Source organism: Streptomyces sp. NPDC018045, from assembly GCF_044327445.1.
Classification (GTDB): domain Bacteria; phylum Actinomycetota; class Actinomycetes; order Streptomycetales; family Streptomycetaceae; genus Streptomyces.
Genome location: NZ_JBIRFL010000001.1, coordinates 848,658 through 871,899 on the forward strand (window position 1 = coordinate 848,658; position 23,242 = coordinate 871,899).

18 protein-coding genes are annotated in these 23,242 nt (G+C 73.6%); 1 reads left to right on the forward strand and 17 read right to left on the reverse strand.

Features of this window, described 5'->3' with window-relative positions:
- Positions 1–119: 119 nt before the first annotated feature.
- The 4 genes from ACH4EB_RS03635 to ACH4EB_RS03650 form a co-directional block, all read right to left on the reverse strand.
- Positions 120–2,024 carry a LytR C-terminal domain-containing protein gene (locus tag ACH4EB_RS03635; protein ID WP_398345618.1) on the reverse strand — a complete coding sequence of 635 codons (1,905 nt, stop codon included), beginning with the start codon at positions 2,022–2,024 and terminating at the stop codon, positions 120–122.
- A 60-nt stretch (positions 2,025–2,084) separates the two neighbouring features.
- The gene (gene nadD, locus ACH4EB_RS03640) at positions 2,085–2,714 is read right to left on the reverse strand and encodes a nicotinate-nucleotide adenylyltransferase (protein ID WP_365834917.1); all 630 of its coding nucleotides are present in this window, start codon (positions 2,712–2,714) and stop codon (positions 2,085–2,087) included.
- A gap of 52 nt (positions 2,715–2,766) precedes the next feature.
- On the reverse strand, positions 2,767–2,928 hold the full coding sequence (locus ACH4EB_RS03645; protein ID WP_031001894.1) for a hypothetical protein: 162 nt from the start codon (positions 2,926–2,928) through the stop codon (positions 2,767–2,769).
- Between the two features lie 170 nt (positions 2,929–3,098).
- Entirely contained in the window at positions 3,099–3,266 is a 168-nt protein-coding gene (locus ACH4EB_RS03650; protein WP_398345619.1) for a hypothetical protein, read from the reverse strand.
- Positions 3,267–3,406: 140 nt separating this feature from the next.
- Between ACH4EB_RS03650 and ACH4EB_RS03655 the strand changes: the two genes are divergently transcribed.
- Positions 3,407–4,543, forward strand: a complete 1,137-nt coding sequence (locus tag ACH4EB_RS03655; RefSeq protein WP_398345620.1) for a M48 family metallopeptidase — start codon at positions 3,407–3,409, stop codon at positions 4,541–4,543.
- Here ACH4EB_RS03655 and ACH4EB_RS03660 read toward each other — a convergent pair.
- The 13 genes from ACH4EB_RS03660 to ACH4EB_RS03720 all read right to left on the reverse strand — a co-directional run bounded on the left by ACH4EB_RS03660 (position 4,515) and on the right by ACH4EB_RS03720 (position 23,121).
- Positions 4,515–5,606 (reverse strand): hypothetical protein, encoded by a 1,092-nt coding sequence (locus ACH4EB_RS03660; RefSeq protein WP_398345621.1) that lies wholly within the window; start codon positions 5,604–5,606, stop codon positions 4,515–4,517. The genes ACH4EB_RS03655 and ACH4EB_RS03660 overlap by 29 nt on opposite strands.
- Before the next feature lie 136 nt (positions 5,607–5,742).
- Positions 5,743–6,381, reverse strand: a complete 639-nt coding sequence (locus ACH4EB_RS03665; RefSeq protein ID WP_398345622.1) for a hypothetical protein — start codon at positions 6,379–6,381, stop codon at positions 5,743–5,745.
- A gap of 116 nt (positions 6,382–6,497) precedes the next feature.
- Positions 6,498–7,766, reverse strand: a complete 1,269-nt coding sequence (locus tag ACH4EB_RS03670) for a glutamate-5-semialdehyde dehydrogenase (protein ID WP_398345623.1) — start codon at positions 7,764–7,766, stop codon at positions 6,498–6,500.
- A gap of 136 nt (positions 7,767–7,902) precedes the next feature.
- Positions 7,903–8,400: a hypothetical protein gene (locus ACH4EB_RS03675; RefSeq protein ID WP_398345624.1), complete on the reverse strand. Its 498-nt coding sequence runs from the start codon at positions 8,398–8,400 to the stop codon at positions 7,903–7,905.
- A gap of 357 nt (positions 8,401–8,757) precedes the next feature.
- Entirely contained in the window at positions 8,758–9,855 is a 1,098-nt protein-coding gene (proB, locus tag ACH4EB_RS03680; RefSeq protein ID WP_398345746.1) for a glutamate 5-kinase, read from the reverse strand.
- Positions 9,856–10,154: 299 nt separating this feature from the next.
- A complete protein-coding gene (obgE, locus tag ACH4EB_RS03685; RefSeq protein WP_398345625.1) occupies positions 10,155–11,591 on the reverse strand; it encodes a GTPase ObgE in 1,437 nt (478 codons plus the stop codon).
- A gap of 142 nt (positions 11,592–11,733) precedes the next feature.
- Complete coding sequence (gene rpmA / locus ACH4EB_RS03690) at positions 11,734–11,991, reverse strand: 50S ribosomal protein L27 (RefSeq protein ID WP_030020524.1); 258 nt, start codon at positions 11,989–11,991, stop codon at positions 11,734–11,736.
- A 14-nt stretch (positions 11,992–12,005) separates the two neighbouring features.
- Entirely contained in the window at positions 12,006–12,326 is a 321-nt protein-coding gene (gene rplU, locus ACH4EB_RS03695) for a 50S ribosomal protein L21 (RefSeq protein ID WP_242585072.1), read from the reverse strand.
- Between the two features lie 231 nt (positions 12,327–12,557).
- Positions 12,558–16,610, reverse strand: a complete 4,053-nt coding sequence (locus tag ACH4EB_RS03700) for a ribonuclease E/G (protein ID WP_398345626.1) — start codon at positions 16,608–16,610, stop codon at positions 12,558–12,560.
- Between the two features lie 250 nt (positions 16,611–16,860).
- A complete protein-coding gene (locus tag ACH4EB_RS03705) occupies positions 16,861–17,604 on the reverse strand; it encodes a TIGR03936 family radical SAM-associated protein (RefSeq protein WP_398345627.1) in 744 nt (247 codons plus the stop codon).
- Between the two features lie 116 nt (positions 17,605–17,720).
- The gene (locus tag ACH4EB_RS03710; RefSeq protein ID WP_398345628.1) at positions 17,721–18,878 is read right to left on the reverse strand and encodes a hypothetical protein; all 1,158 of its coding nucleotides are present in this window, start codon (positions 18,876–18,878) and stop codon (positions 17,721–17,723) included.
- A gap of 310 nt (positions 18,879–19,188) precedes the next feature.
- Positions 19,189–21,120, reverse strand: a complete 1,932-nt coding sequence (locus tag ACH4EB_RS03715; RefSeq protein ID WP_398345629.1) for a TIGR03960 family B12-binding radical SAM protein — start codon at positions 21,118–21,120, stop codon at positions 19,189–19,191.
- 237 nt (positions 21,121–21,357) lie between these two features.
- Positions 21,358–23,121, reverse strand: coding sequence for a CHAD domain-containing protein (locus ACH4EB_RS03720; RefSeq protein ID WP_398345630.1), 1,764 nt, complete (start codon positions 23,119–23,121; stop codon positions 21,358–21,360).
- Positions 23,122–23,242 lie beyond the last annotated feature (121 nt).

Genomic DNA, 23,242 nt, shown 5'->3' on the forward strand with positions numbered 1-23,242 from the left:
CGGGCGGGCCCCGGCGGCCCGACCCGATGGCCGGACCGCCGGGCAACCGGGCCGCCGGCCACCGGGCAACCAAGCGGGCCGGACGACCGGACCCACGGCCCGTACCGCCCGGCCCGCCCTCAGCCCCTGTAGTCCTTCCCCAGCACCACCGACACGTCGGCGTTCGAGGCGACCTTGCCCTGCTTGACCACGCCGGCCGGCAGACCCAGCGTCTTGGCGGCCTCCTCGGCCTTCGCCTTCTGGGCGGCGTCCGCGTACGTCACCTCGGAGGCGGGCCTCGCCGCTGCCGCCGCGCCGCCGTCGACGAACGAGTATCCGCCGTTGACCAGGGCGATCCGTGCCTTGTCGGTCGCTCCCTTCGCGCCGGTGGCGTTCTGGACGCTGATCCGCGGGGTCGAGCTGGGGTCGGCCTTCTTGACCGTGCCGCCGAGCACCTCCTTGACCACGCCGTCCGCCGCCTGCGGGCTGAGCGCGCCGTCCTGCTGCACCGGCAGCAGGGTGGTCCCGTAGGCGCCGGCCTTCGCCAGCTCGGCGCGCTGCGCGAGCGAGCTGCCCAGCTCGGCCTCGGTGAGCGGCGGGTCCAGGACCTGGAGCAGCGACTTCACGGTGGCCGTGGCGCCGTCCGCATCACTGGAGACCTTCTTCAGGGTGGCCTGCATCACCTGGCCGAAGCGCTCCAGTTGCTTGGTCTGGGGCTCACCGGGCGCCTGGTAGGTGGCGTACGCCACGGCCGCCTGGCCGTTCAGTTCCTGGCCCTTGCCCTGCTTGACGAGCGGGCTGTCGCCCTTCTTGCCGCCGGGGACGGTGGCGTCGGTGTCCAGGGTGATGCCGCCGGTCGTCTCGACCAGGTTCTCCAGGTACGGGGTGTCCAGCCGCCAGCTCGCCTTGATGTCGGCGCCGAAGAGGGTGTTCAGGGCCTCCCTGGTGGGGTCGATGCCCTGGTCCTTGACCGACTTGGCCAGCGTCGTGGTCCCACCGTCCTCGGTGGAGACCACCAGGCTGTTGGGGAGCAGGACGGTGGTGCCCTTGTGGCTGCTCTCGTTGTCCACGAGGAGCGCGGTGGAGCTGTTGCCCTTGGGGTCCTTCAGGTGCACGACGAGCACGTCGCGCTTCTCGCCGGCGCCCCCGGCCTCCGTGCCCGCCCCGGCACCCGAGAGGCCGGGCAGTTTGCCCGCCCACCACAGATAGCCGGCACCGCCGAGGAGCAGCAGGACCAGCAGCACGATCAGCATGACCTTGCGGCTGCGGCCGCGCCGCTTGGCCTCTTCACGCCGCTCGGTACGGCTCTCGGTGAACTTGAGCCAGTCGATGACGTCCTCGGAGTCCTCGGCGGGCTCCTCGATGAACGAGAACTGCTCGGTGCGGTAGTCCCTGTCCGGGGCGTTCCCGGGGCCCGAGGAGGCCGCCGGGGCGCCCGCCGCCCGGCCGCGCGGCGCCCCGGCGCCGGTCTCCTGGGCGGGCCGGCCGTACGGCTGGTGCTCCGGCTCCTGGTAGGAGACCTGCTCGTACGCGGGCTGCGCCGACTGCTGCGGGATCCACCCCTGCTGCTGGTGATCGGGCTGCTGCGGCGCCTGTGGCGTCGGCATACCGTGCTGCTGAGCCTGGTGAGGCTGCTGGACGTCGTGCTGCTGAGGCTGCTGGGACTGGCCGTACGGGTCGTACTGCTGGGGATACTGCTGGGGGTACTGCGCCTGCTGGGACGCCTGCTGATGGCCGTACGGGTCGTAGCCGTACCCCTGCTGCCCGGCGTCGGTCCCGCCCGCTCCCTGCTGCCCCGGGATCTGCGGCCCGGCGCCCGGCTGCCCGCCGTGCTGCTGATGACCGTACGGGTCGTACGGGCCCGGTGCGCCGTACGGGTCGTGGCCCACCGGCTGCCCGTACTGGTCGTACGCGGGCTGCTGCGGCGCCTCCTGGTACACCGGCTGCCCGTAGGCGTCGTAGGTGTACCCCGGCTGCTCCTGCTGCCCCTGCTGGTCCTGGGCATACGGGTCGTGCGGCACGTACGGGTCGTGTCGGTCGTTCACCGGTGCCCCTTTCCGTGAGCCCCGTGGGCGGTCGTCGTCGGCGGCCGTCGGCAACAGATGTCAACGGCCGTCGTGGCCGGTCAGGTCCTCGCGGTACAGCTCGCGCTTGTCGATGTAGCGCACGACACCGTCCGGCACCAGGTACCAGACCGGATCCCCCTGGGCGACGCGCGCCCGGCAGTCGGTCGAGGAGATGGCCAGGGCCGGCACCTCGACCAGCGACACCGCTCCTTCGGGCAGCCCGGGATCGGCGAGTATGTGCCCGGGCCTGGTCACCCCGATGAAGTGGGCCAGTGAGAACAGCTCCGGCGCGTCGTGCCAGGTCAGGATCTGGCCGAGCGCGTCGGCGCCGGTGATGAAGAAGAGGTCCGCGTCACGGTGCAGGTCGTGCAGCTCCCGCAGCGTGTCGATGGTGTACGTCTTGCCGCCGCGGTCGATGTCGATACGGCTGACGGAAAACTGCGGATTGGACGCGGTCGCGATGACCGTCATCAGATAGCGGTCCTCGGCCGGCGACACCGTTTTGTGGCTCTTCTGCCACGGCTGCCCCGTCGGGACGAATATGACCTCGTCGAGGTGGAACTGGCTGGCCACCTCGCTGGCGGCGACCAGGTGTCCGTGATGGATCGGGTCGAACGTCCCGCCCATCACTCCGAGCCGCCGCTTCACGGGCCCTGTCTGCTCTCCCATGCGTGCAGACCCTACTGGGCGCTGCGCGGTGCCGGGGCCCCGGTGCCCGCCGTCAGCGGTCCCGGTTGAAACGGGTGGTGATCCAGAGGAGCAGAAGCAGTGCGATCAGGGCGCCGCCACCCGTGACGAACGGGTTCAGGCTCTCGTGCGCGCCGCCCTCCTGACCGCCTTCGGCGAGGGTGACCAGGTGCTGTGCTGTGGTGTGCAGGCTCATCGTCGGCAGAACCAATCCGGGATGGGGTCGGACAGAGACTTCCGCCACATCGTATGCGCGAGCTCACCCGCGTCTCACGCCGACTCCGCCGGGAGGGCGTTCGCACGCCCGTCCGCGGGGGCCGCTCCCGGCCCGGGAACGGTGCGGCCGCGGCCGGGACGGGGGCGGGGTCAGTCCCGGTCGTCGTCGTTGTCCTTCCCGTAATTGCGCAGCAGGACCCATGCCAGGAGCACGGCTCCGAGGATGCCGACGATCAGGACGGTGCGCAGGATCCATCCCGGGCCGTCGTTCTTCGAGGTCTCCGCCGCGGCGGCGAGCAGCACGCTCGTGTTGGGCATGGCTGAAGCGCTCCCTTTGTACGGGCATGTGGGCATCTGCGGGCCCTGGTGCGTCCGCCAGCGTACGCCTGGGCATCCAAATGGCTGTCAGTGGCGTCCTCTAGTCTGAATCACACGCAGTCGAACAGGGGGAGGCCCCAATGACGGAGAGCCCAGGCGGCAGCGAGCGCGTACCGGGCCGGGACCGCAGGCGGTTCCCGGGGATCTCGTCCCGCGCCTACGAGCACCCGGCGGACCGTTCCGCGCTCGTGGCCCTGCGCAAGCTGAGCGGGTTCGACACCGTCTTCAAGACGCTCAGCGGCCTGTTGCCGGAGCGCAGCCTGCGGCTGCTGTTCCTGTCGGACTCGGTGCGCGTCGGTGACCAGCAGTTCGCGCACCTCAACGACATGCTGCGGGACGCGTGTTACATCCTGGACCTGGAGAAGGTCCCGCCGATGTACGTGAACCAGGACCCCCAGCCGAACGCCATGTGCATCGGCCTGGACGAGCCCATCATCGTGCTGACCACGGGCCTGGTCGAGCTGCTCGACGAGGAGGAGATGCGCGCGGTCATCGGCCACGAGGTCGGTCACGCGCTCTCCGGCCACGCGGTGTACCGCACGATCCTGCTGTTCCTGACGAACCTCGCGTTGAAGGTCGCCTGGATCCCGCTGGGCAATGTCGCGATCATGGCGATCGTGACGGCGCTGCGCGAGTGGTTCCGCAAGTCGGAGCTGTCGGCGGACCGGGCCGGTCTGCTGGTCGGGCAGGACCTGCGGGCGTCGATGCGCGGCCTGATGAAGCTGGCCGGTGGCAACCACCTGCACGAGATGAACGTGGACGCGTTCCTGAAGCAGGCCGAGGAGTACGAGGCGGGCGGCGACCTGCGCGACTCCGTCCTGAAGGTGCTGAACATGCTGCCGCGCAGCCACCCGTTCACCACCGTACGGGCGGCCGAGCTGAAGAAGTGGGCGGCCAGCCGCGACCACCAGCGCATCATGGACGGCCACTACCCCCGCAGGGACGAGGACAAGGACACCTCGGTCTCCGAGTCCTTCCGCGAGTCCGCCGCGCATTACGCCGAGTCGGTGCGCACCAGCAAGGACCCGCTGATGGGCCTGGTGCGCGACATAGCCGGCGGCGCCGGTGACCTCGGCGGCAAGCTGCGGGACACGGTCTTCCGCGGCGGCTCCCGGCCGGGCGGCGCGGGCGGTTCCGGTGGCACGGGCGGTTCCGGCGGCGCTAACGGATCGGACGGCTCGGACGGCGCTAACGGGCCGGGCTCGGCCGGGAAGTAGCCGCCAGCTTCCCGCACAGCCCCGTGTTCGAGCGGTCGCGGGCGTACGGGTCGGTGGCCGCCGGCCCGGCGTCCCCGGCCCGCTCCCCCGCGAGCAGGGGGCGCAGGGTGCCCGACACGTCGGCGGCGCAGGACATCGGCCCCGCCTGGAGACTGCTCTGCAACACCTGCAGCCGGTGGTCGCCCAGGTCGTCGCGGCTGATGCGGAAGCGCAGTTCCCGGCGGACGGTGAACAGCGAGGCGCCGGCGGCCTGTTGCGCCGCCGACCCCCTGGCCTGCGCCGGGCGCACCGCGTAGGCGAACGTGAAGTCGGCGCCGACCTCCAGCGCGTCCGCACTGACCTCGGTGACCGAAAGCGTGCCGCTCACCCGGACGTTGGGGTCGGCCAGCTCCACCCGGCCCGGGTCGAAGCGGGTCAGCCAGCCGGTGGCCGCGTGCCGCCCGTCATCGGCCGGGTGCGCCAGACTCCGGTCGAACTGGTCGAGTTGGCGGGGATCGATCAACAGCCCCACCGGCCGTACGGACCCGCCCGTCAGGGTGGCCGGGTCGATCGAGGACCGCACGATGTAGTCCTTGGCCAGGGTCAGGGCGGAGACGATCTGGCCGTCCGAGAAGTGCTCGGTGCGCGAGACCGCGGGCAGGTTCACGCCCGCCGCGCCGACGCGGTACTGCGCCGCGGGGCTGCGCGCGAAGAGGTCGGCCGGTCTGCCGCCCGGCACGGCGCCGGCCGGCGCCAGCGGCACGACCGTGGACCGCAGCGGCTCCGCCGCCATCGGCTCGGGAGGCCGGTAGGGGTGCCGGATGCCCATGTAGATCGCGGTGCCGAAGGCGATGACGAGCAGCAGGGCGAGGAGCACGGCCTGCCGTGCGCCGCCGAGCCGTGCCCAGGCGTGCCGGGTGCGCACGGCCCGTGCGTGGTCCTCCATGCGCTCCCTCGCCGAGTACTCCTGAAGGCGTGCAGCTCGTACGAACGATTCGTCGAAGACGACGGATCGGTATTCGTCCTCTCCGCCTCCCGCGGCGCCCTCGGGGGTCCCTTCGGGAGGGTCACCAGCACCGGCCATACCACAAGGGTAGGTCTGTGGAGGCGCCGGTAAACGCGCTGGTACGGGACAAGTTCGGCGGGCTCTTTCGGAGCTGTGGCCCTCACTTGCGGCAACCGGGCCCGCTCCTGGGGCCCGCGCGGCGCCCCGGAGGCGCTCAGCCAGCGCGCGGGGTGGCCGGCGCGGGCGGCGGCGTCGACTCGGCCGAGGCGGACGCCGAAGGCAGCAGGCTGGAGCGGACGGGCGGTATGCCGTCCACGCCGCTGGTCGCGGGCGGTGGCGTCGGATTCTGCGTGCGCCCGCCGGACGCTCCGCGGTGGACCGCGGAGAAGGCGAGCGCGACGAGCCCGATGCCCATGAGGACCGCGAGCACCCAGGCCACCGGGCGGTGCCAGCGGACACTGCCGCGGTACGGGCGCAGGGCGCCGCCGTACGGGCCGTACGGACCGTGGGGATCGTGGGGATCGTGCGCGTCCGGGTCCTCGCTCCGCTCGCGGGTGTCGTCGGCGCGGCCGAAGCGGCGGCCCGTGGTGCGGGGCCGGCCGCCCGGGTCGTCGGGGTCCGGGTCGGTGCCGTACCCCGGGCGGGCGCGGGCGGCGTCGGCTTCGGCGCGCGCCTGGGCCGCGGCCAGCATCCGTTCCGCCGCGGTGGGTTCGTGGAAGCGCGCGGAACGCACGAAGTCCTCGTCGAGGACCACGGAGGCGAAGTCCTCGTCCGCTTCCCCGTGGCTCGGCTGACTGTGCTCGTCGGGCTCCTCGCCGTCCGGGAACGGCCTGCCCCCCACGTCGTCCGGCACCCGTCCAGACTAGCCCGGGCCGGCCGGTTGTGGGCGGACAGCACGGGAATTCGGCCGCGGACCGGCGCGCTCCCCGCCCGTGCCGCGGGCGCCGGACGCGCCGCCCGCCCGTACCGTCAGCGTGTGTGGCCGTCGCCCGTGACGACGTACTTCGTCGAGGTCAGCTCCGGGAGCCCCATCGGGCCGCGGGCGTGCAGCTTCTGCGTCGAGATGCCGATCTCGGCGCCGAACCCGAACTGGCTGCCGTCGGTGAAGCGGGTGGAGGCGTTGACCGCGACCGTCGTGGAGTCCACGAGCTGGGTGAAGCGGCGGGCCGCCGCCTGCGAGGTGGTGACGATCGCCTCGGTGTGGCCGGAGGACCAGCGGCGGATGTGCGCCACCGCGGCGTCCAGGTCCTGCACGACGGCCGCGGCGATGTCGTACGAGAGGTACTCGGCCGCCCAGTCCTCGTCCGTGGCGGGCGCGACCAGGCCGGGGCCGGCCTGCTGCCACGCCGTGTCGCCGTGCACGATCACCCCCGCCTGGGTCAGCGCCTCCAGCGCCCGCGGCAGGAACGCCTCGGCGATGCCCGCGTGCACCAGGACCGTCTCGGCCGCGTTGCAGACGCTGGGCCGCTGCGCCTTGGAGTTGATCAGGATGTCCAGCGCCATGTCGATGTCGGCGTGCTCGTCCACGTACACATGGCAGTTGCCGGTGCCGGTCTCGATCACCGGGACCGTGGACTCCTCGACGACCGTACGGATCAGCGAGGCGCCGCCGCGCGGGATCAGCACGTCGACCAGGCCGCGCGCCCGCATCAGCTCGCGCACCGAGTCGCGGCTCTCCCCCGGGACGAGCTGGACGACGTCGGCCGGCAGCCCGACGCTCGCCACCGCGTCCCGCAACACCTCCACCAGCGCGCTGTTCGAGGCGTACGCGGAGGACGAACCGCGCAGCAGCACCGCGTTGCCCGCCTTCAGGCACAGCGCGGCGGCGTCCACGGTCACGTTCGGCCGCGCCTCGTAGATGATCCCGACGACGCCCAGCGGCACCCGGACCTGCCGCAGGTCGAGGCCGTTGGGCAGCGTGGAGCCGCGCAGCACCTCGCCCACCGGGTCGGGCAGGGCCACCACGTCGCGGACGTCGGCGGCCATCGCGGTGACCCGCTCGGGGGTCAGGGTGAGCCGGTCCACCAGGGACTCGCCGGTGCCCGCGGCCCGTGCCTTGGCGACGTCCCCGGCGTTGGCGGCGACGATCTCTTCCGTACGGGCCACCAGGGCGTCGGCGATGGCGAGCAGCGCGCCGTCGCGCGCGGTGCGCGGCTGCGGCGCCAGGACGGCCGCCGCTTCCTTGGCGCGCCGGGCGGTCTCGATGACGGGTGAGGAGTGCGCTGATTCGCTGGTCATGGCGGAAAGCCTAGCCGGGCGGCGGAGCGCGGCCCGGCCGCGTTCCATCTGGCAAGACGCCACGGCTCGCCGCTCGCCGCCCCGGAAGCGGCGGACCGCGGCCCGGAGCCGGGCCCGCCGCCGGCCGGTACGGCCGTCAGTACGGGTGCACGCCCACCGGGGAGGCCGGCGGCGGACCGTATCCCTCGGCGACGCGCTGGTGGTAGGTCTCCCGGTCGATGACCTCCAGGCCCACGATCTCCCACGGCGGCAGCCCGGCCGAGGAGCGGTGCTCGCCCCACAGCCGCAGCGCGACCGCCGCCGCGTCGTGCAGGTCGCGGGCCTCTTCCCAGTAGCGGATCTCGGCATGGTCGTTGGCGTAGCGGCTGGTCAGCAGGAAAGGGTGGTCGTGGGCGAGCTGTTCGAGTGCCCGCCGGACCTCCTGCACGGGGGCCTCGGCCCCCGAGACGCTGAGGGTGACGTGCCACAGCCGGGACGCCTCGCGCCGCCCGGCCGCCGACCGCTCGGACGTCACCCGGCCCGGCCCCGCGCGGTCCCCGGATGCGGAACCGCCGTCCGGTCCGGCGGCTCCCACGCTGGTCAGTGTGCGCTCCGCCGTCCCTCGGGGCAGCGCCCCTGAGCGCCCTCGTCTCACCGGCGGCCTCCTGTTATGCGTATCGCTCCGCTCGTACGTACGGGGGCGGAGCCGATCGGTGCTGTCGTCCTTCACCGGCACCGGACCGCCGCCGGATGCGCCGCCGCGGACGGACCGCTCGGGTCACCGCGGGTCACGCTGCTCCGGGGCCCGGTCGCGGGCGGTTCCTCGGCAGTGGTCCGGCACTGCTGTCTCACGGCGCGCACTCGCGCGCGGCGGACGGCGCTCCCCTGACGCCGTCCCCGCAACAAAGTTGACCAGCCCGCGGGCCGTCGCGGGGGCATTTTCGAGAAGGTCTCCGTGGAAAGGCTGGTCTTTGGACCTTTCCTGCCACTTGTTTCCCTGTTGTGACGACCGTCAGTGGTGCAGTACGACCAGATCGTCGCGGTGCACGACCTCGCGCTCGTACGCGGGCCCCAGCTCGCGGGCGAGGTCGCGGGTGGAGCGGCCGATCAGCCGCGGGACCTCCCGCGCGTCGAAGTTGACCAGGCCACGGGCGACGGCGCGGCCCGTGGTGTCCCGCAGTTCGACCGGGTCACCGGCGCTGAACTCTCCTTCGACCGAGGCGATACCGGCCGGCAGCAGCGAGGAGTTCCGTTCGACCACGGCCTCGACGGCGCCGTCGTCCAGGACCAGCGCGCCGCGCGGGGTGGAGGCGTGCGCGAGCCACAGCAGCCGGTCGGCGGAGCGGCGGCCGGTGCGCAGGAAGTGGGTGCCGGTGGGGCCGCCGGCCAGCGCCTCCGCGGCGTGCACGGCGGAGGTCAGCACGACCGGGATGCCGGCCGCGGCGGCGATCCGGGCCGCCTCGACCTTGGTGACCATGCCGCCGGTGCCGACGCCGGCCCGGCCCGCGCTGCCGATGGAGATGCCCTCCAGGTCGGCCGGCCCGCGCACCTCGGCCATGCGGGAGGTGCCGGGGGTGGACGGGTCGCCGTCGTAGAGCCCGTCCACGTCCGAGAGCAGCACGAGCAGGTCGGCCCGTACGAGGTGGGCGACGAGGGCGGCCAGCCGGTCGTTGTCGCCGAAGCGGATCTCGTCGGTGGCGACGGTGTCGTTCTCGTTGACGATCGGCACGGCGCCCATGGCCAGGAGCTGGTCCAGGGTCCGGAAGGCGTTGCGGTAGTGGGCGCGGCGGCTGGTGTCGTCCGAGGTCAGCAGGACCTGGCCGACCCGGCGGCCATAGCGCGCGAAGGAGGCGGTGTAGCGGGCGACCAGCAGGCCCTGGCCGACGCTGGCGGCGGCCTGCTGCCGGGCCAGGTCGCGCGGGCGCCGGTCCAGGCCCAGCGGCGCCAGGCCGGCCGCGATGGCACCGGAGGAGACCAGCACGATCTCCTTGTCCTGGTGCTTGGCCAGCACGTCCACCAGCGCGTCCACCCGGTCCGCGTCCAGGCCGCCGCTCGCGGTGGTCAGCGAGGACGAACCGACCTTGACCACGATCCTGCGGGCGTCCGTCACGTCCTGCCTTGCGCCTGCCACTGCCTACCCCTGTGCTCGCCTGTGCACCGCCGCGTACGGAAGGTCCGTACGGGTGGTTCCGTACCACCGCAATCTACGGCAGGAGGGCAGGCGGACGCCCGCCGGATTCGCGCAGGGCGGCCCGGCGGCACCTCGGGACGCCCCTGCTCCCCCATTGATCGCGCCCATGCCCCACGGCCCGCCCCTGACCGTCCTGCCGCCTGGAACGCCGCCCACAGGGGAGGCCCCCGGGAGCAGCGCTTCCCGGGGGCCTCCCCTGTGGGCCGGTCGGACCGCGACTAGAAGGGGCGGAAGTCCTGGTACTCGTCCTCCACCTCGTCCCGCGCCGCCTCGCGGTCGCGGCGGCGCTGCGCGGCCGGCCGCGGCGCCTCCATGCGGTGGTCCTCGCCGCGGCGGCCGAGCATCTCGGCGCCCGCCGCCATCATCGGCTCCCAGTCGAAGACGACCGCGTTGTCCTCGGGGCCGATCGCGATGCCGTCGCCGGCGTGCGCGCCGACCTTGCGCAGCGCGTCCTCGACGCCGAGGCGGTTGAGGCGGTCGGCGAGGTAGCCGACGGCCTCGTCGTTGTTGAAGTCGGTCTGGCGCACCCAGCGCTCGGGCTTCTCGCCGCGGACGCGGAAGAAGTTCTCGCCCTCCGGCGTGACCGTGAAGCCCGCGTCGTCCACGGCCTTCGGGCGGATGACGATGCGGGTGGCTTCCTGTACGGGCTTGGCGGCGCGGGCCTTGGCGACGATGTCGGCCAGCGCGTACGACAGCTCCTTCAGGCCGGTGCGCGCGACGGCCGAGACCTCGAAGACGCGGTAGCCGCGCTCCTCCAGGTCGGGGCGGATCATGTCGGCGAGGTCCTGCCCGTCCGGAATGTCGATCTTGTTGAGGACCACGACGCGCGGCCGGTTGTCCAGGCCGCCGTACTGCGCCAGCTCCGCCTCGATGATGTCGAGGTCGGAGACCGGGTCACGGTCGGACTCCAGGGTCGCGGTGTCCAGGACGTGCACGAGCACCTCGCAGCGCTCCACGTGCCGCAGGAACTCCAGGCCCAGGCCCTTGCCCTGGCTGGCGCCGGGGATCAGACCGGGCACGTCCGCGATGGTGTAGACGGTCGAGCCGGCCGTCACCACGCCCAGGTTGGGCACCAGGGTGGTGAACGGGTAGTCGGCGATCTTCGGCTTGGCGGCCGAGAGCACAGAGATCAGCGAGGACTTGCCGGCGCTCGGGTAGCCGACCAGCGCGACGTCCGCGACGGTCTTGAGCTCCAGCACGATGTCCCGGGCCTCGCCGGGCTCGCCGAGCAGCGCGAAGCCGGGGGCCTTGCGGCGGGCGGAGGCCAGCGCCGCGTTGCCGAGGCCGCCCCGGCCGCCCTGGCCCGCGATGAAGGTGGTGCCCTGGCCGATCATGTCGGCGAGCACGTTGCCCGCGCGGTCCAGGACGACGGTGCCGTCGGGGACCGGCAGGACCAGGTCCTGGCCGTTCTTGCCGGCGCGGTGGTCGCCGGCGCCCGGCTGGCCGTTGGTGGCCTTGCGGTGCGGGTGGTGGTGGTATTCGAGGAGTGTGGTGACGTCCTGGTCGACGACCAGGATCACGTCGCCGCCGCGGCCGCCGTTGCCGCCGTCCGGGCCGCCGAGGGGCTTGAACTTCTCGCGCATGACGGAGGCCACGCCGTGGCCTCCGTTACCCGCGGCGACATGCAGCTCGACGCGGTCCACGAAGGTGGTCATGGTGGGGGTGCCTCCAGATACGACGGGGTTGTCTCTGTACTAACACGCCAAGGGCGGACCGGCCTTCCCGCGTACTGCGGGGAGAGGCGGTCCGCCCTCGGAGTGGTGCTGCTGAGCTATCGCTCGACGCTGAGGTGGTGGGTCACTCAGCGATCGGGACGATGTTCACGACCTTGCGGCCACGGTGGGTGCCGAACTGCACCGCACCCTCGGCCAGGGCGAACAGGGTGTCGTCGCCGCCGCGGCCGACGCCCGTGCCCGGGTGGAAGTGGGTGCCGCGCTGGCGGACCAGGATCTCACCGGCGAGGACGGCCTGACCGCCGAAGCGCTTCACGCCGAGCCGCTGAGCATTGGAATCGCGACCGTTCCGAGTGGACGATGCGCCCTTCTTGTGTGCCATGTCTCCTCAGTCCCTTACTTCGCCGGAGCGTCGATGCCGGTGATCTTGAGCGCGGTGTGCAGCTGGCGGTGGCCGATCCGCTTCTTGTAACCGGTCTTGTTCTTGTACTTCTGGATCCGGATCTTGTCGCCCTTGTGGTGGTCGACAACCTCGGCCTGGACCTTCACGCCCGCCAGGACCCACGGGTCGCTGGTGACCGAGTCACCGTCGACGACCAGCAGCGTGGAGAGCTCGACGGAGTCGCCGACCTTGCTGGTGGAAATGCGGTCTACCTCGATGACGTCGCCGACAGCAACCTTCTGCTGACGGCCGCCGGTGCGCACGATCGCGTACACGCGGAACTCTCTCTCGCTAGGAACGGGACCTCTGATGCCAGCCGCTCACACGGGTTCGTGACGATCCCGTGGAATCCGAGTGGACGAGCGGCCTCTCCCGGCGGACCGGGAGGTGTTTGCTCAGGGGTTGGGCATGCATACACACGCCGACGGTTAAGGTTACGGGGCCTTGACCTGGGGGTCAAACCGGTCCCCGGGCCGCATGCGGCCCGGGGACACGGTCCGACCGGTTCAGTCCTCCGCGGAAGCCGACACCGAGGCGGCCGGGGCCTGCTCGGCGGCGGCGGTCTTCTTGGCCGCCGCCTTCTTCGTCGTGGTCTTCTTCGCGGTGGTCTTCTTGGTGGCCGCCTTCTTGGCGGTGGCCTTCTTGGCGGTGGCCTTCTTGGCGGTGGCCGTCGTGGTGGTGGCCTTCTCCGCCGTGGCCTTCTTGGCGGTGGTGGTCTTCTTCGCCGCCGCCTTCTTGGCCGTGGCCGTCTTCTTGGCCGCCGCCTTCTTCGCGGGCGCCTTCTTGGCCGCCTTCTTCGCCGCGGTCTTCTTGGCGGGCGCCTCCTCGGCGGCCTCCTCGGTGACCTCGGCGGCCGCGGCGCCGTCCGTGCTCACGGTGTCGTCCGCGGGCGCGGCGTCCACGGTCACGGCGCTGTCGGCGGGCGCCTCGGCGACCGGCTCGGGCGCGGCGTCCGCCACCGGAGCGTCCGCGGCGACCTTGGGCGAGCCCGCGGGGGCGGTCGCCTTACGGGTCGCACGGCGGCGCGGGCGGGCCGGCGCGGGCTCGGCGGCCGGTTCCGGCTCCACGGCGGGCTCCGGCTCGGCGGCCGGTGCCGGCGCGGGCTCGGCGGCCTCCACCACGATCGCGGCGGCCTCGGATGCCTTGGGCGCGCCCGCCGGGGCGGACACCTTGCGGCTGGCGCGACGGCGGCCACGGCCGCGCACGCCACCGGCTGCCGCCTCGGCCTCCGCCGGGCTGCCGAACCACTCGTCGGTGTCGGCCACCGCGGGCTGCAGCTCCGCCTCGGTCACCGCGACCGGCTCCAGCTCCGGGTGCTCGCCGGCCCGCGCGCTCTCGGCGACGTCCTGGTGCTCGTCGTGGTGCTGATGGTCGGGCTGCTGGTGGTCCGGGCCGGCGGCTCCGGACTTGCCCTTCTTCTTGCGCTTGCCGCCGCCACCGCCGCCGGCCGAGGACGGCTGGTCCATGTGGACGATGACGCCGCGTCCGTTGCAGTGCACGCACGGCTCGGAGAAGGACTCCAGCAGGCCCTGGCCGACCCGCTTACGGGTCATCTGGACCAGGCCCAGCGAGGTGACCTCGGCGACCTGGTGCTTCGTACGGTCGCGGCCCAGGCACTCCAGCATCCGCCGCAGCACCAGGTCCCGGTTGGACTCCAGCACCATGTCGATGAAGTCGATGACGACGATGCCGCCCAGGTCGCGCAGCCGGAGCTGGCGCACGATCTCCTCGGCCGCCTCCAGGTTGTTCCTGGTCACGGTCTCTTCGAGGTTGCCGCCCTGGCCGGTGAACTTCCCGGTGTTCACGTCGATGACGACCATGGCCTCGGTCTTGTCGATCACCAGCGAGCCGCCGGAGGGCAGCCAGACCTTGCGGTCCAGCGCCTTCATCAGTTGCTCGTCGATGCGGTACGTCGCGAAGACGTCGACGTCCGAGGTCCACTTCTGGAGGCGGTCGACCAGGTCCGGCGCCACGTGCGAGACGTAGCCGTGGATGGTCTCCCATGCCTCGTCACCGCTGACGATGACCTTGGAGAAGTCCTCGTTGAAGATGTCGCGGACGACCCGGACGGTCATGTCGGGCTCGCCGTACAGCAGGCTCGGCGAGCTGGTGGAACCCGCCTTGGCCTTCTTCTGGATGTCCTCCCACTGCGCCTGCAGGCGCTCCACGTCGCGGCGCAGCTCGTCCTCGCTGGCGCCCTCCGCGGCGGTACGGACGATGACGCCCGCGTCCTCGGGAACGATCTTCTTCAGGATCTGCTTCAGGCGCGCCCGCTCGGTGTCCGGCAGCTTGCGGCTGATGCCGGTCATCGAGCCCTCGGGCACGTAGACCAGGTAGCGGCCGGGCAGCGAGACCTGGCTGGTCAGGCGGGCGCCCTTGTGGCCGATCGGGTCCTTGGTCACCTGGACCAGCACGGACTGGCCGGACTTCAGCGCGGTCTCGATGCGGCGCGGGCCGTTGGCCATGCCGAGCGCCTCGAAGTTGACCTCGCCCGCGTACAGCACGGCGTTGCGGCCCTTGCCGATGTCGACGAAGGCGGCCTCCATCGACGGCAGGACGTTCTGCACCTTGCCGAGGTAGACGTTGCCGACGTACGACGTCGCCTGCTCCTTGTTGACGAAGTGCTCGACGAGCACGTCGTCCTCCAGGACGCCGATCTGGGTGCGCTCACCGCTCTGGCGGACGACCATCACGCGCTCGACGGCCTCGCGGCGCGCCAGGAACTCCGCCTCGGTGATGATCGGCACCCGACGGCGGCCCTGCTCGCGGCCCTCGCGGCGGCGCTGCTTCTTGGCCTCCAGACGCGTCGAGCCCTTGATGGACTGGACCTCGTCGGACGGCTCGTCCTTCTTGCGCGGCTCGCGGACCTTGACGACCGTACGCTCCGGGTCGTCGCCGCCCTGGCCGGCGTCCCCGTCACCGAGGTCACCGCTGCGCCGGCGCCGACGACGGCGCCGGCGGCTGCTGCTGGAGCCGCCGCCCTGCTGGTCGTCGTCCGCGGCGGACTCGGCCTGCTCGGCCTCCTCCTCGGCGTCGGACTGCCCGGCGTCGGACTCCTGCGCCTCGCCCGGCTGCTCGTCGCTGCCGTCGGCGGCCTCACCGCGACGGCGGCGGCGGCCTCCGCGACGGCGGCGGCGCGAGGGGCGGTCACCCGACTCGTCGTCGCCCTGCGCGGCCTCGCCACGCTCGTCGTCGGTGTCGTCCTCGTCGTCGTCCGGGGCGTCCTGCGCGACGGGGGCGTCGTGGGTGCCCTGCGCGTCCTGGACGTTCTCGGCGTTCTGGGCCGGCGCCTGCTCGGCGGCGGGCCGCTGCTCGGACTCGACGGCGGCGCCCCGGCGGCGGCGACGGCGGCTGCCGGCCGCCGGCTGCTCCTCCGGCTCGGCGGGCTCGTCGGCGGCCTGCTCGGCCGCGGCGGCGGCCGCCGCGGCGGCGGTCTCCGGGGTCTGGAACATCGGCTCGGTGAAGACCGGGGCCTGGAACATGGCCGTCGGCGGGCGCCGGTCACGGCGGCGGGAGCCACGGGCGGGCTCCTCCGGCGCGGCCTCGGCACGCGGCTGCTCGGCGGCGGGCTGCTCCCGCTGCGCGGCCTCGGCCGCACGGTCGCCGCGGCGGCGCGGGCGGCGGCGGGGCGCGTCACCGGAGCCGGACGGGGCGGCCTGCTCGGCGGCCTCGGGGGCGGCAGCGGCGGCCGGGGCGCTCTCCGTGGCGTCGCCCGCCAGCGGGGAGCCCGCGGGGGCGGTGGCCTTACGGGTGGCACGGCGACGCGCACGGGCGGGCTTGGTGTCCTCGGCGGGCGCGGCCGGGGCCTGGACCGCGGCGGTCTCCTCGGCCTCCTCGGCCTCCTCGGCGACCTCCTCCTCGGCCTCGACGTCGGCCGGCGCCGGGGCGGCCACGGTCGGCTGCTCGGCGGCGGACTGCGGGGAGCCGGCGGGGGCGGTGGCCTTACGGGTGGCACGGCGACGCGCACGGGCGGGCTTGGCGTCGTCGGACGCGGCGGGCCGCTCGGCGGCGGCGGGCTGCTCGGCGGCGGGCGCGGTGTCCTGGCCGGTGGCCTGCGGCGCTTCGGCGGCGGGCGCCTCGGCGGCCGGCGAGCCGGCCGGCGCGGAGGAACGGCGGGTGGCGCGGCGGCGGGGGCGGGCGCTCGGCGCCTCGTCCTCGGCGGCCGGCTGCGTCTCCTGCGGGGCCGGCGCGGCGGCCGGAGCCTCGGCAGCGGTCTGCGCGGCCTCGCCCGCCTGCGGGGGGCCCGCGGGAGCGGTGGCCTTACGGGTGGCACGGCGGCGCGCGCGCGCCGGCTTGGCGTCGTCGCCGGAGACGGCCGTGGAGGCGGCGCTCCGGTCGTCCTGCGCGGCGCTCGCGGCCGCGCTGCCGGCGGTCTCGGCGCCGCTGTCCACGGTCACCGGGCTCCCGGCCGGGGTGCTCGACGCCGCGCTGGGCGGGCCGGCCGGCCGGGAGGCGGCGCGGCGCCGGCGGCGCGGCGGCAGCGTGTCGCTGGGGGTGCTGCCCTCGGAGGAGTGCTCCGTGGGACCACTGGGTTCGTTGGGCTCAATGGGTTCGAGCATGCGGGCGGTTCTCCCGTCACGCTCCCGGGCGCCGCGCCTGATTCCGGACGCGGCCCGCCGATGGTGCGCGGTGCCGCCCTCCGGGGCGCGGGCGCCGCACGGGAGCTGTCGTCTCGCTCGCCGGGCCCGTAGGTCGGGGACCGGCGAAAGTCTGCTGGTCAGTGCGTCTGCCGGACCGGGGTGGCTCCCTGGTTGATCGGCGACGCGACGACGGCGGTCCTGTGCAGAACCGTCCGGCGCCTCGCGGCACTCAGCCGGCGGCCGTTGTTGTGCCGGCCTCGGCAGCGTCGCGATCGGGCGCGAGCGGGTCGGTCACCGCGCCGGTCTCCTCATCGAGCAGCCCCTGCGCCAGCCTGGTCACCGCTGCGGGGACCGGCGGCGCCAGGTCGGCCGTAGCTCGGAGGCCGGACAGGACGTCGTCGGGTCGTACGGCAGGTGTCAAATGCCGAACAACCAGCCGCAGTATCGCACAGGCTTTGCCGTCCGGCCTATCGCCCTCGGGGGCGGCGGCTTCGAGACGGGCGACCGCGGCCCGCGCGTCGAAGGCCCGCATGCCGTTCTTCGTACGGCGTTCGACCTGCACTTCCTCGGCGGCGAGGAACGCCTCGACGGCCCGGGCCGCCGTGGCGGGCTCGACGCCGTCGAGCCGCAGCTCCCACACCGAGGCCTGGAGCCGGTCGGCGAGCCCGGAGGTGTGGGCCTCCACCGCGTCGGTGATGTCCAGACCGGGCGGCAGCGACTCGTTCAGCAGTTCCCGGAGCATGGCCGGGTCGCGGCGCTCGGTGAGCTGGATCTCCAGGTACTCGGCCTCGCTGCCGGTACCGGTCGGCGCGGCGTTGGCGTACGACACCTTGGGGTGCGGGGTGAAGCCCGCCGAATAGGCCATGGGGACCTCGGCGCGGCGCAGCGCCCGCTCGAAAGCGCGCTGGAAGTCGCGGTGGCTGGTGAACCGGAGGCGGCCGCGCTTGGTGTAGCGCAGTCGGATGCGCTGCACCGCCGGTGCGGGCGGCGGGCCTTCGGGCTGTCGCTTGCCCAGTGTTACTTCTCCTTGGTGTGAGGGCGCTGCTGGACGTCACCCCCGCGTGGGGCGGGGACGGTCCCGGATGACACCTACCCGGCGTCGCCCGGTCCGGACCCCCGCCCAGGCGGGGACACGTCGCGCCCGGACGTCTTACCTAGAGTACGTGCCCGCGGTGCCACCGGTTCCCGCCGGGGCTCCGGCACCGCGGCACGCTCCGGCCGCTTCGGCGCCCCGAACAGGGCCCGCCGCACCTCGGCGCGGGCCTGCCGTACGGACTGCCGGGCGGCGGCCAGCGCGCCGCGTACGGACCGGCCCGCCTCGCCCGCCGCGCGCCGCACCGGGCGCCACAGGCCGTCCCGTACGGCATGGCCCACCGGGGTGAGGACCGTGCGGTACGCCCACCGGAACGGTTCGACGAAGATCCACCGCAGGAGTGTGCCGAGGAACCGGCCGACGGCCCGGGAGATGTACCCGGCCACCCGCCAGCAGTGCGCGAACGCGGCAGCCGTCTCGCGCGCCAGGACGGTCACGACGGCGCCGAGCGCCCGGCCCGCCGGGGCCAGGACGTACCGCCACACCGCGACGGCCGGGACGACGACCGTCCACCGTACGAGCGCGGCGACGGCGGCCACGACGCCGCGGACCACCCAGGCGATCCCGCGCCCGACCGGCGTCAGTACCCGGCGGTGGCACCACCGGGCGGGGCGCACGACCAGGTGACGGCCGAGCCAGGCGAGCCCCGCGCCCAGCCCGCGGAGCAGCCCGACGAACCCGCGGCCCAGCCACGCGAAGGCGTGCCCCACCGGGGTGAGGAGCCGGCGGTACGCCCAGAGCACCGGCACCACGATCAGGTGGTGCGCCAGCCAGGCCACGGCCGTACCGATGGCCACACCGACCGGCACCAGGACGTACCGCCACAGGGCCACCCACGGCCAGAGGAAGAGCGCCTTGACCACCCAGCGCAGCGCCGCGCCGAAGGCCCGGGCGGTCCAGGCGACACCGCGCCCGACCGGCGTCAGTATCCGGCGGTGCACCCAGGTCAGCGGCGCGACGACCAGGACGCGCCCCAGCCGGGCGAGGCCGCGGCCCACCGGGCGCAGCACGCCACGGTGCAGGGCACGGCCGCAGGCGGCGAGCACGTCCCACACCATGCGCACCGGCACCACGAGCACCAGCACGACGATGCGCACCGGCAGCCGGACGACCCGCGTCAGACAGCCTTCGCCCGGCTCGTGACGGTCGGGCACCCGGTGGCGGCCGGGCTCTTGGTGGCGGGCCGGCTCAGGGGGGTGGTTCGGTTCAGAGGGACGGTTCGGCTCAGAGGGACCGTTCGGCTCCTGGCGGTGGTCCGGCCTCTTGGTGAGCGATGGCCCGGTGGGCGACGGCCCGGTTGGTGACGGCAGCCCGGTCGGCCCGGTCGGCTCCATACGGCTTTCTCCCCCTCGCGCCCGTTATGGGCACTGACGCGCACATGCCGCGGCCCGGCCGCCGCATCGCTGCGGGGGCCGGGCCGGGGCACGTGCCTGGAACGCTTGTTTCGGTAACGCCTGCTTCTGTTTACGCCTGCTTGACGACGGACAGCGGCAGCAGCTTCTTGCCCGTGGGGCCGATCTGGATGTCGAGGTCGAGCTGCGGGCACACGCCGCAGTCGAAGCACGGGGTCCAGCGGCAGTCCTCGACCTCGGTCTCGTCGAGGGCGTCCTGCCAGTCCTCCCAGAGCCAGTCCTTGTCCAGGCCGGAGTCGAGGTGGTCCCAGGGCAGGACCTCCTCGTAGGTGCGCTCACGGGTGGTGTACCAGGCGACGTCCACGCCGTACTCGGGCAGCGTCTCCTCGGCGGCCTTCATCCAGCGGTCGTACGAGAAGTGCTCACGCCAGCCGTCGAAGCGGCCGCCGCCCTCGTAGACGGCGCGGATGACCGAGCCGACGCGGCGGTCACCGCGCGAGAGCAGGCCCTCGACGATGCCGGGCTTGCCGTCGTGGTAGCGGAAGCCGATGGACCGGCCGTACTTCTTGTCACCGCGGATCTTGTCGCGCAGCTTCTCCAGGCGCGCGTCGGTCTCCTCGGCGGAGAGCTGCGGCGCCCACTGGAACGGCGTGTGCGGCTTGGGCACGAAGCCGCCGATGGAGACCGTGCAGCGGATGTCGTTGGAGTTGGCCACCTGGCGGCCCTTGGCGATCACGTTGACCGCCATGTCGCCGATCTGGAGGACGTCCTCGTCGGTCTCGGTGGGCAGGCCGCACATGAAGTACAGCTTCACCTGCCGCCAGCCGTTGCCGTAGGCCGTGGCGACCGTACGGATCAGGTCCTCTTCCGAGACCATCTTGTTGATGACCTTGCGCATCCGCTCGCTGCCGCCCTCGGGCGCGAAGGTCAGACCCGAGCGACGGCCGTTGCGCGTCAGCTCGTTGGCAAGATCGACGTTGAAGGCGTCGACGCGGGTCGACGGCAGCGACAGGCCGATCTTGTCTTCCTCGTACCGGTCGGCGAGGCCCTTGGCGATGTCGCCGATCTCGGAGTGGTCCGCGGAGGACAGCGACAGCAGGCCGACCTCCTCGAATCCCGTGGCCTTGAGGCCCTTGTCCACCATCTCGCCGATGCCGGTGATGCTTCGCTCCCGCACGGGACGCGTGATCATGCCTGCCTGGCAGAAACGGCAGCCGCGGGTGCAGCCACGGAAGATCTCGACCGACATCCGTTCGTGGACGGTCTCGGCCAGCGGGACGAGCGGCTGCTTGGGGTAGGGCCACTCGTCCAGGTCCATGACGGTGTGCTTGGACACCCGCCACGGGACGCCGGAGCGGTTCGGCACGACGCGCGAGATGCGCCCGTCGGCCAGGTACTCCACGTCGTAGAACTTGGGGACGTACACGCTGCCGGTCCTCGCGAGGCGGAACAGCAGCTCGTCGCGCCCGCCCGGACGGCCCTCGGCCTTCCAGGCGCGGATGATGTCGGTGATCTCCAGCACGGCCTGCTCGCCGTCGCCGACGACCGCGCAGTCCAGGAAGTCGGCGATCGGCTCCGGGTTGAACGCGGCGTGGCCGCCCGCGAGGATCAGCGGGTGCTCGTCCGTACGGTCCTTGGCCTCGATCGGGATGCCCGAGAGGTCCAGGGCGGTGAGCAGGTTGGTGTAGCCCAGCTCGGTGGAGAAGGAGACGCCGAGCACGTCGAAGGCGCTGACCGGGCGGTGCGCGTCGACCGTGAACTGCGGCACCTTGTGCTCGCGCATCAGCGCTTCGAGGTCCGGCCAGACGCTGTACGTGCGTTCGGCCAGCACGCCCTCACGTTCGTTGAGGACCTCGTAAAGGATCATGACGCCCTGGTTGGGCAGCCCGACCTCGTAGGCGTCCGGGTACATGAGCGACCAGCGCACATCGCAGGAATCCCAGTCTTTGACGGTGGAGTTGAGCTCTCCACCGACGTACTGGATGGGCTTCTGGACATGCGGGAGAAGCGCTTCCAGGCGCGGGAAGACCGTCTCGACAGGCATCGCGGCGTCTTTCATGAGCTGGCAGGGGTGACCATCCAGCGTACCCCGGGAACGGGGTGCCGTTGACAGGCGCCGCCCTGGTGGGCAAGGGGTGACAGGGCGCGGACGGTGGGTCACCGGACGGACGGGGGCGAACGAGGCGGACGGGCCACGCCGGGCCCCGCCCGCGCCCGGCGCGCCCAGCCCGTCCGGCACCCAGCACGCCCGGCTCCCGGCCCGCCCGGCCCACCCGACGCGTCACCCGCGCAGTTTCCTGCGGTGCCGCGGCTTCGACGCCTTCCGCCACACCTCCGGCAGCTCCCGCTCACGGGCGGCCGCCGCCGCTTCCTCCCGCCCGTACAGCAATCCGAAGCTGAAGCCGCCCTCCCCGGCGCCGTGCGCCTGTACGGCGAGATCGCGCAGCGCGGCGCGGGCCACCACACTGTCCTGGTGATCGCCGAGAAGCTGCTGCACCCGCTTCATACGGGTGGCGAACTTCTCCGCCGGACGCCCCAGCGCCGGCCCCGCCGCCTCCGCCGCGTACCGCACCCGCTTGGCCGCCTTGCGGGCGGCGTGCAGCGCCTCGTCGCGCTCCGGCCCGGGCGGCGCCGCCAGCGCGACCGCCATCCGCCCGTCGAGCCGCCGGTAGTCCCTGAGCACGGCCTTCGCCATCGCCCGGGCCGGCGGGCGGGCCGCGGCCGGACGCAGCGGCGGGTCCGCGAGGAGCGCGTGCAGACGCTCCAGCAGCGCCAGGTGCCGCGCCCCGTCCAGGACCGCGAGCAGCGACTGCCGGGAACCGAGACGGCGGCGCTGCGACCACAGGCGCAGCCGCGCGGCCACCGGCCCCAGCCGCAGCGCCCGCGGCAGGTCCGCCAGCCCCTCGCGCAGCCGCTCCGCCAGCACCTCGCGGTCCCGGTCGACGCCCAATTCGCCTGCCAGCCACTTGAGTTCGGCACCGACCGGATCGGTCACCGACCGGTCCAGCACCGCGCCGTACGAGCGGAAGGCGCTGCGCAGGCGGCGGGTTGCGACGCGCATCCGGTGCACCGAGTCGGGAACGTCACGGCGGACGGCCGGGTCCAGCTCGACGAGGGTACGGATCTGCTCACGGACGTACGCGAGCACGACGTCACCGGCGGTACGGGGGACGACGGGCTTGCCGGACACCTTGCCCTTCCCGGCTTCGCCGGCCGCCCGGCCCCTCCCGGCCTTGTCGCCGCCCCCGGCCTTGGTGCGCCGCGCCTTGCCGCCTCCCGCCTCGGCGCCCCTCGCCACCCCGGTCTTAGGCGGCTCCCCCGACCCCTCCCCCGTCTCCGCCAGCGCGCGGGCCAGCTTGGACGCCGAGGCGGCGGGCCGCACCCCGGCGGCCACGAGGACCTCGTCCACGGCGTCCAGGAGCGCAGGATCCCCGTCCCCCACCAGCTCCACCTCGATCTCACGCCATCGGATCCCGGCCGTCAGCCGCCCCGGCCGCGCCCGCTCGCGCTCCGGGTCCCTGTCCCACCCCCGGTGCCCGTCCTGGTCCCGCCTCCGGGCCCCGCCCTCCTCGTGCGACCCCGCCACCACATCCGCCTCCCCCGCACCGTCCACCCGGTGCGCCACCACCTCGTCGACCGCCACCTCCGCGAGCGGCTCCCCTCGGCCGTTCTCCAGCACCCGCAGCGTGCGCCGGGTCCGCAGATGCGCCACCGGCGCCAGGCGCGCGCCGCGTACCCGCGAGCGCACCAGGGCCGCGAGTTTCGGCGGCAGCCGGTCGGCCGGCGGCATCCGCACCTCGTCCCGCACGCCGGGGGCGACCGGGAGCTTCAGGTGCCAGCCCGCGTCGCCGCCGCCCGTGCGCCGCCGCAGCGTGATGCCGTCGGCGGCGAGCCGCTGATCAGGGGTGTCGTAGTAGGTGGCGGACAGGACGATGGTGCCCTGGTCCGCGATGGCCGCGACCCCGGCGACGCCGGTCAGGTCGGGCAGTTCGGTGCTCTCGTCGGCCTCGTACTTCCGCTCGATTTCCCGCACGGTGTCCGCCATGGATCGAATCTAGCCGCGTGTGAGGCGTCGAGGCAGTCCCCGACCGGACGTTCGCACGGTGCCACGTCGCGCGCCGGACGGGTTCCGGGCTGGCCACGCGGCACCCGGGCCAAAAACAGTT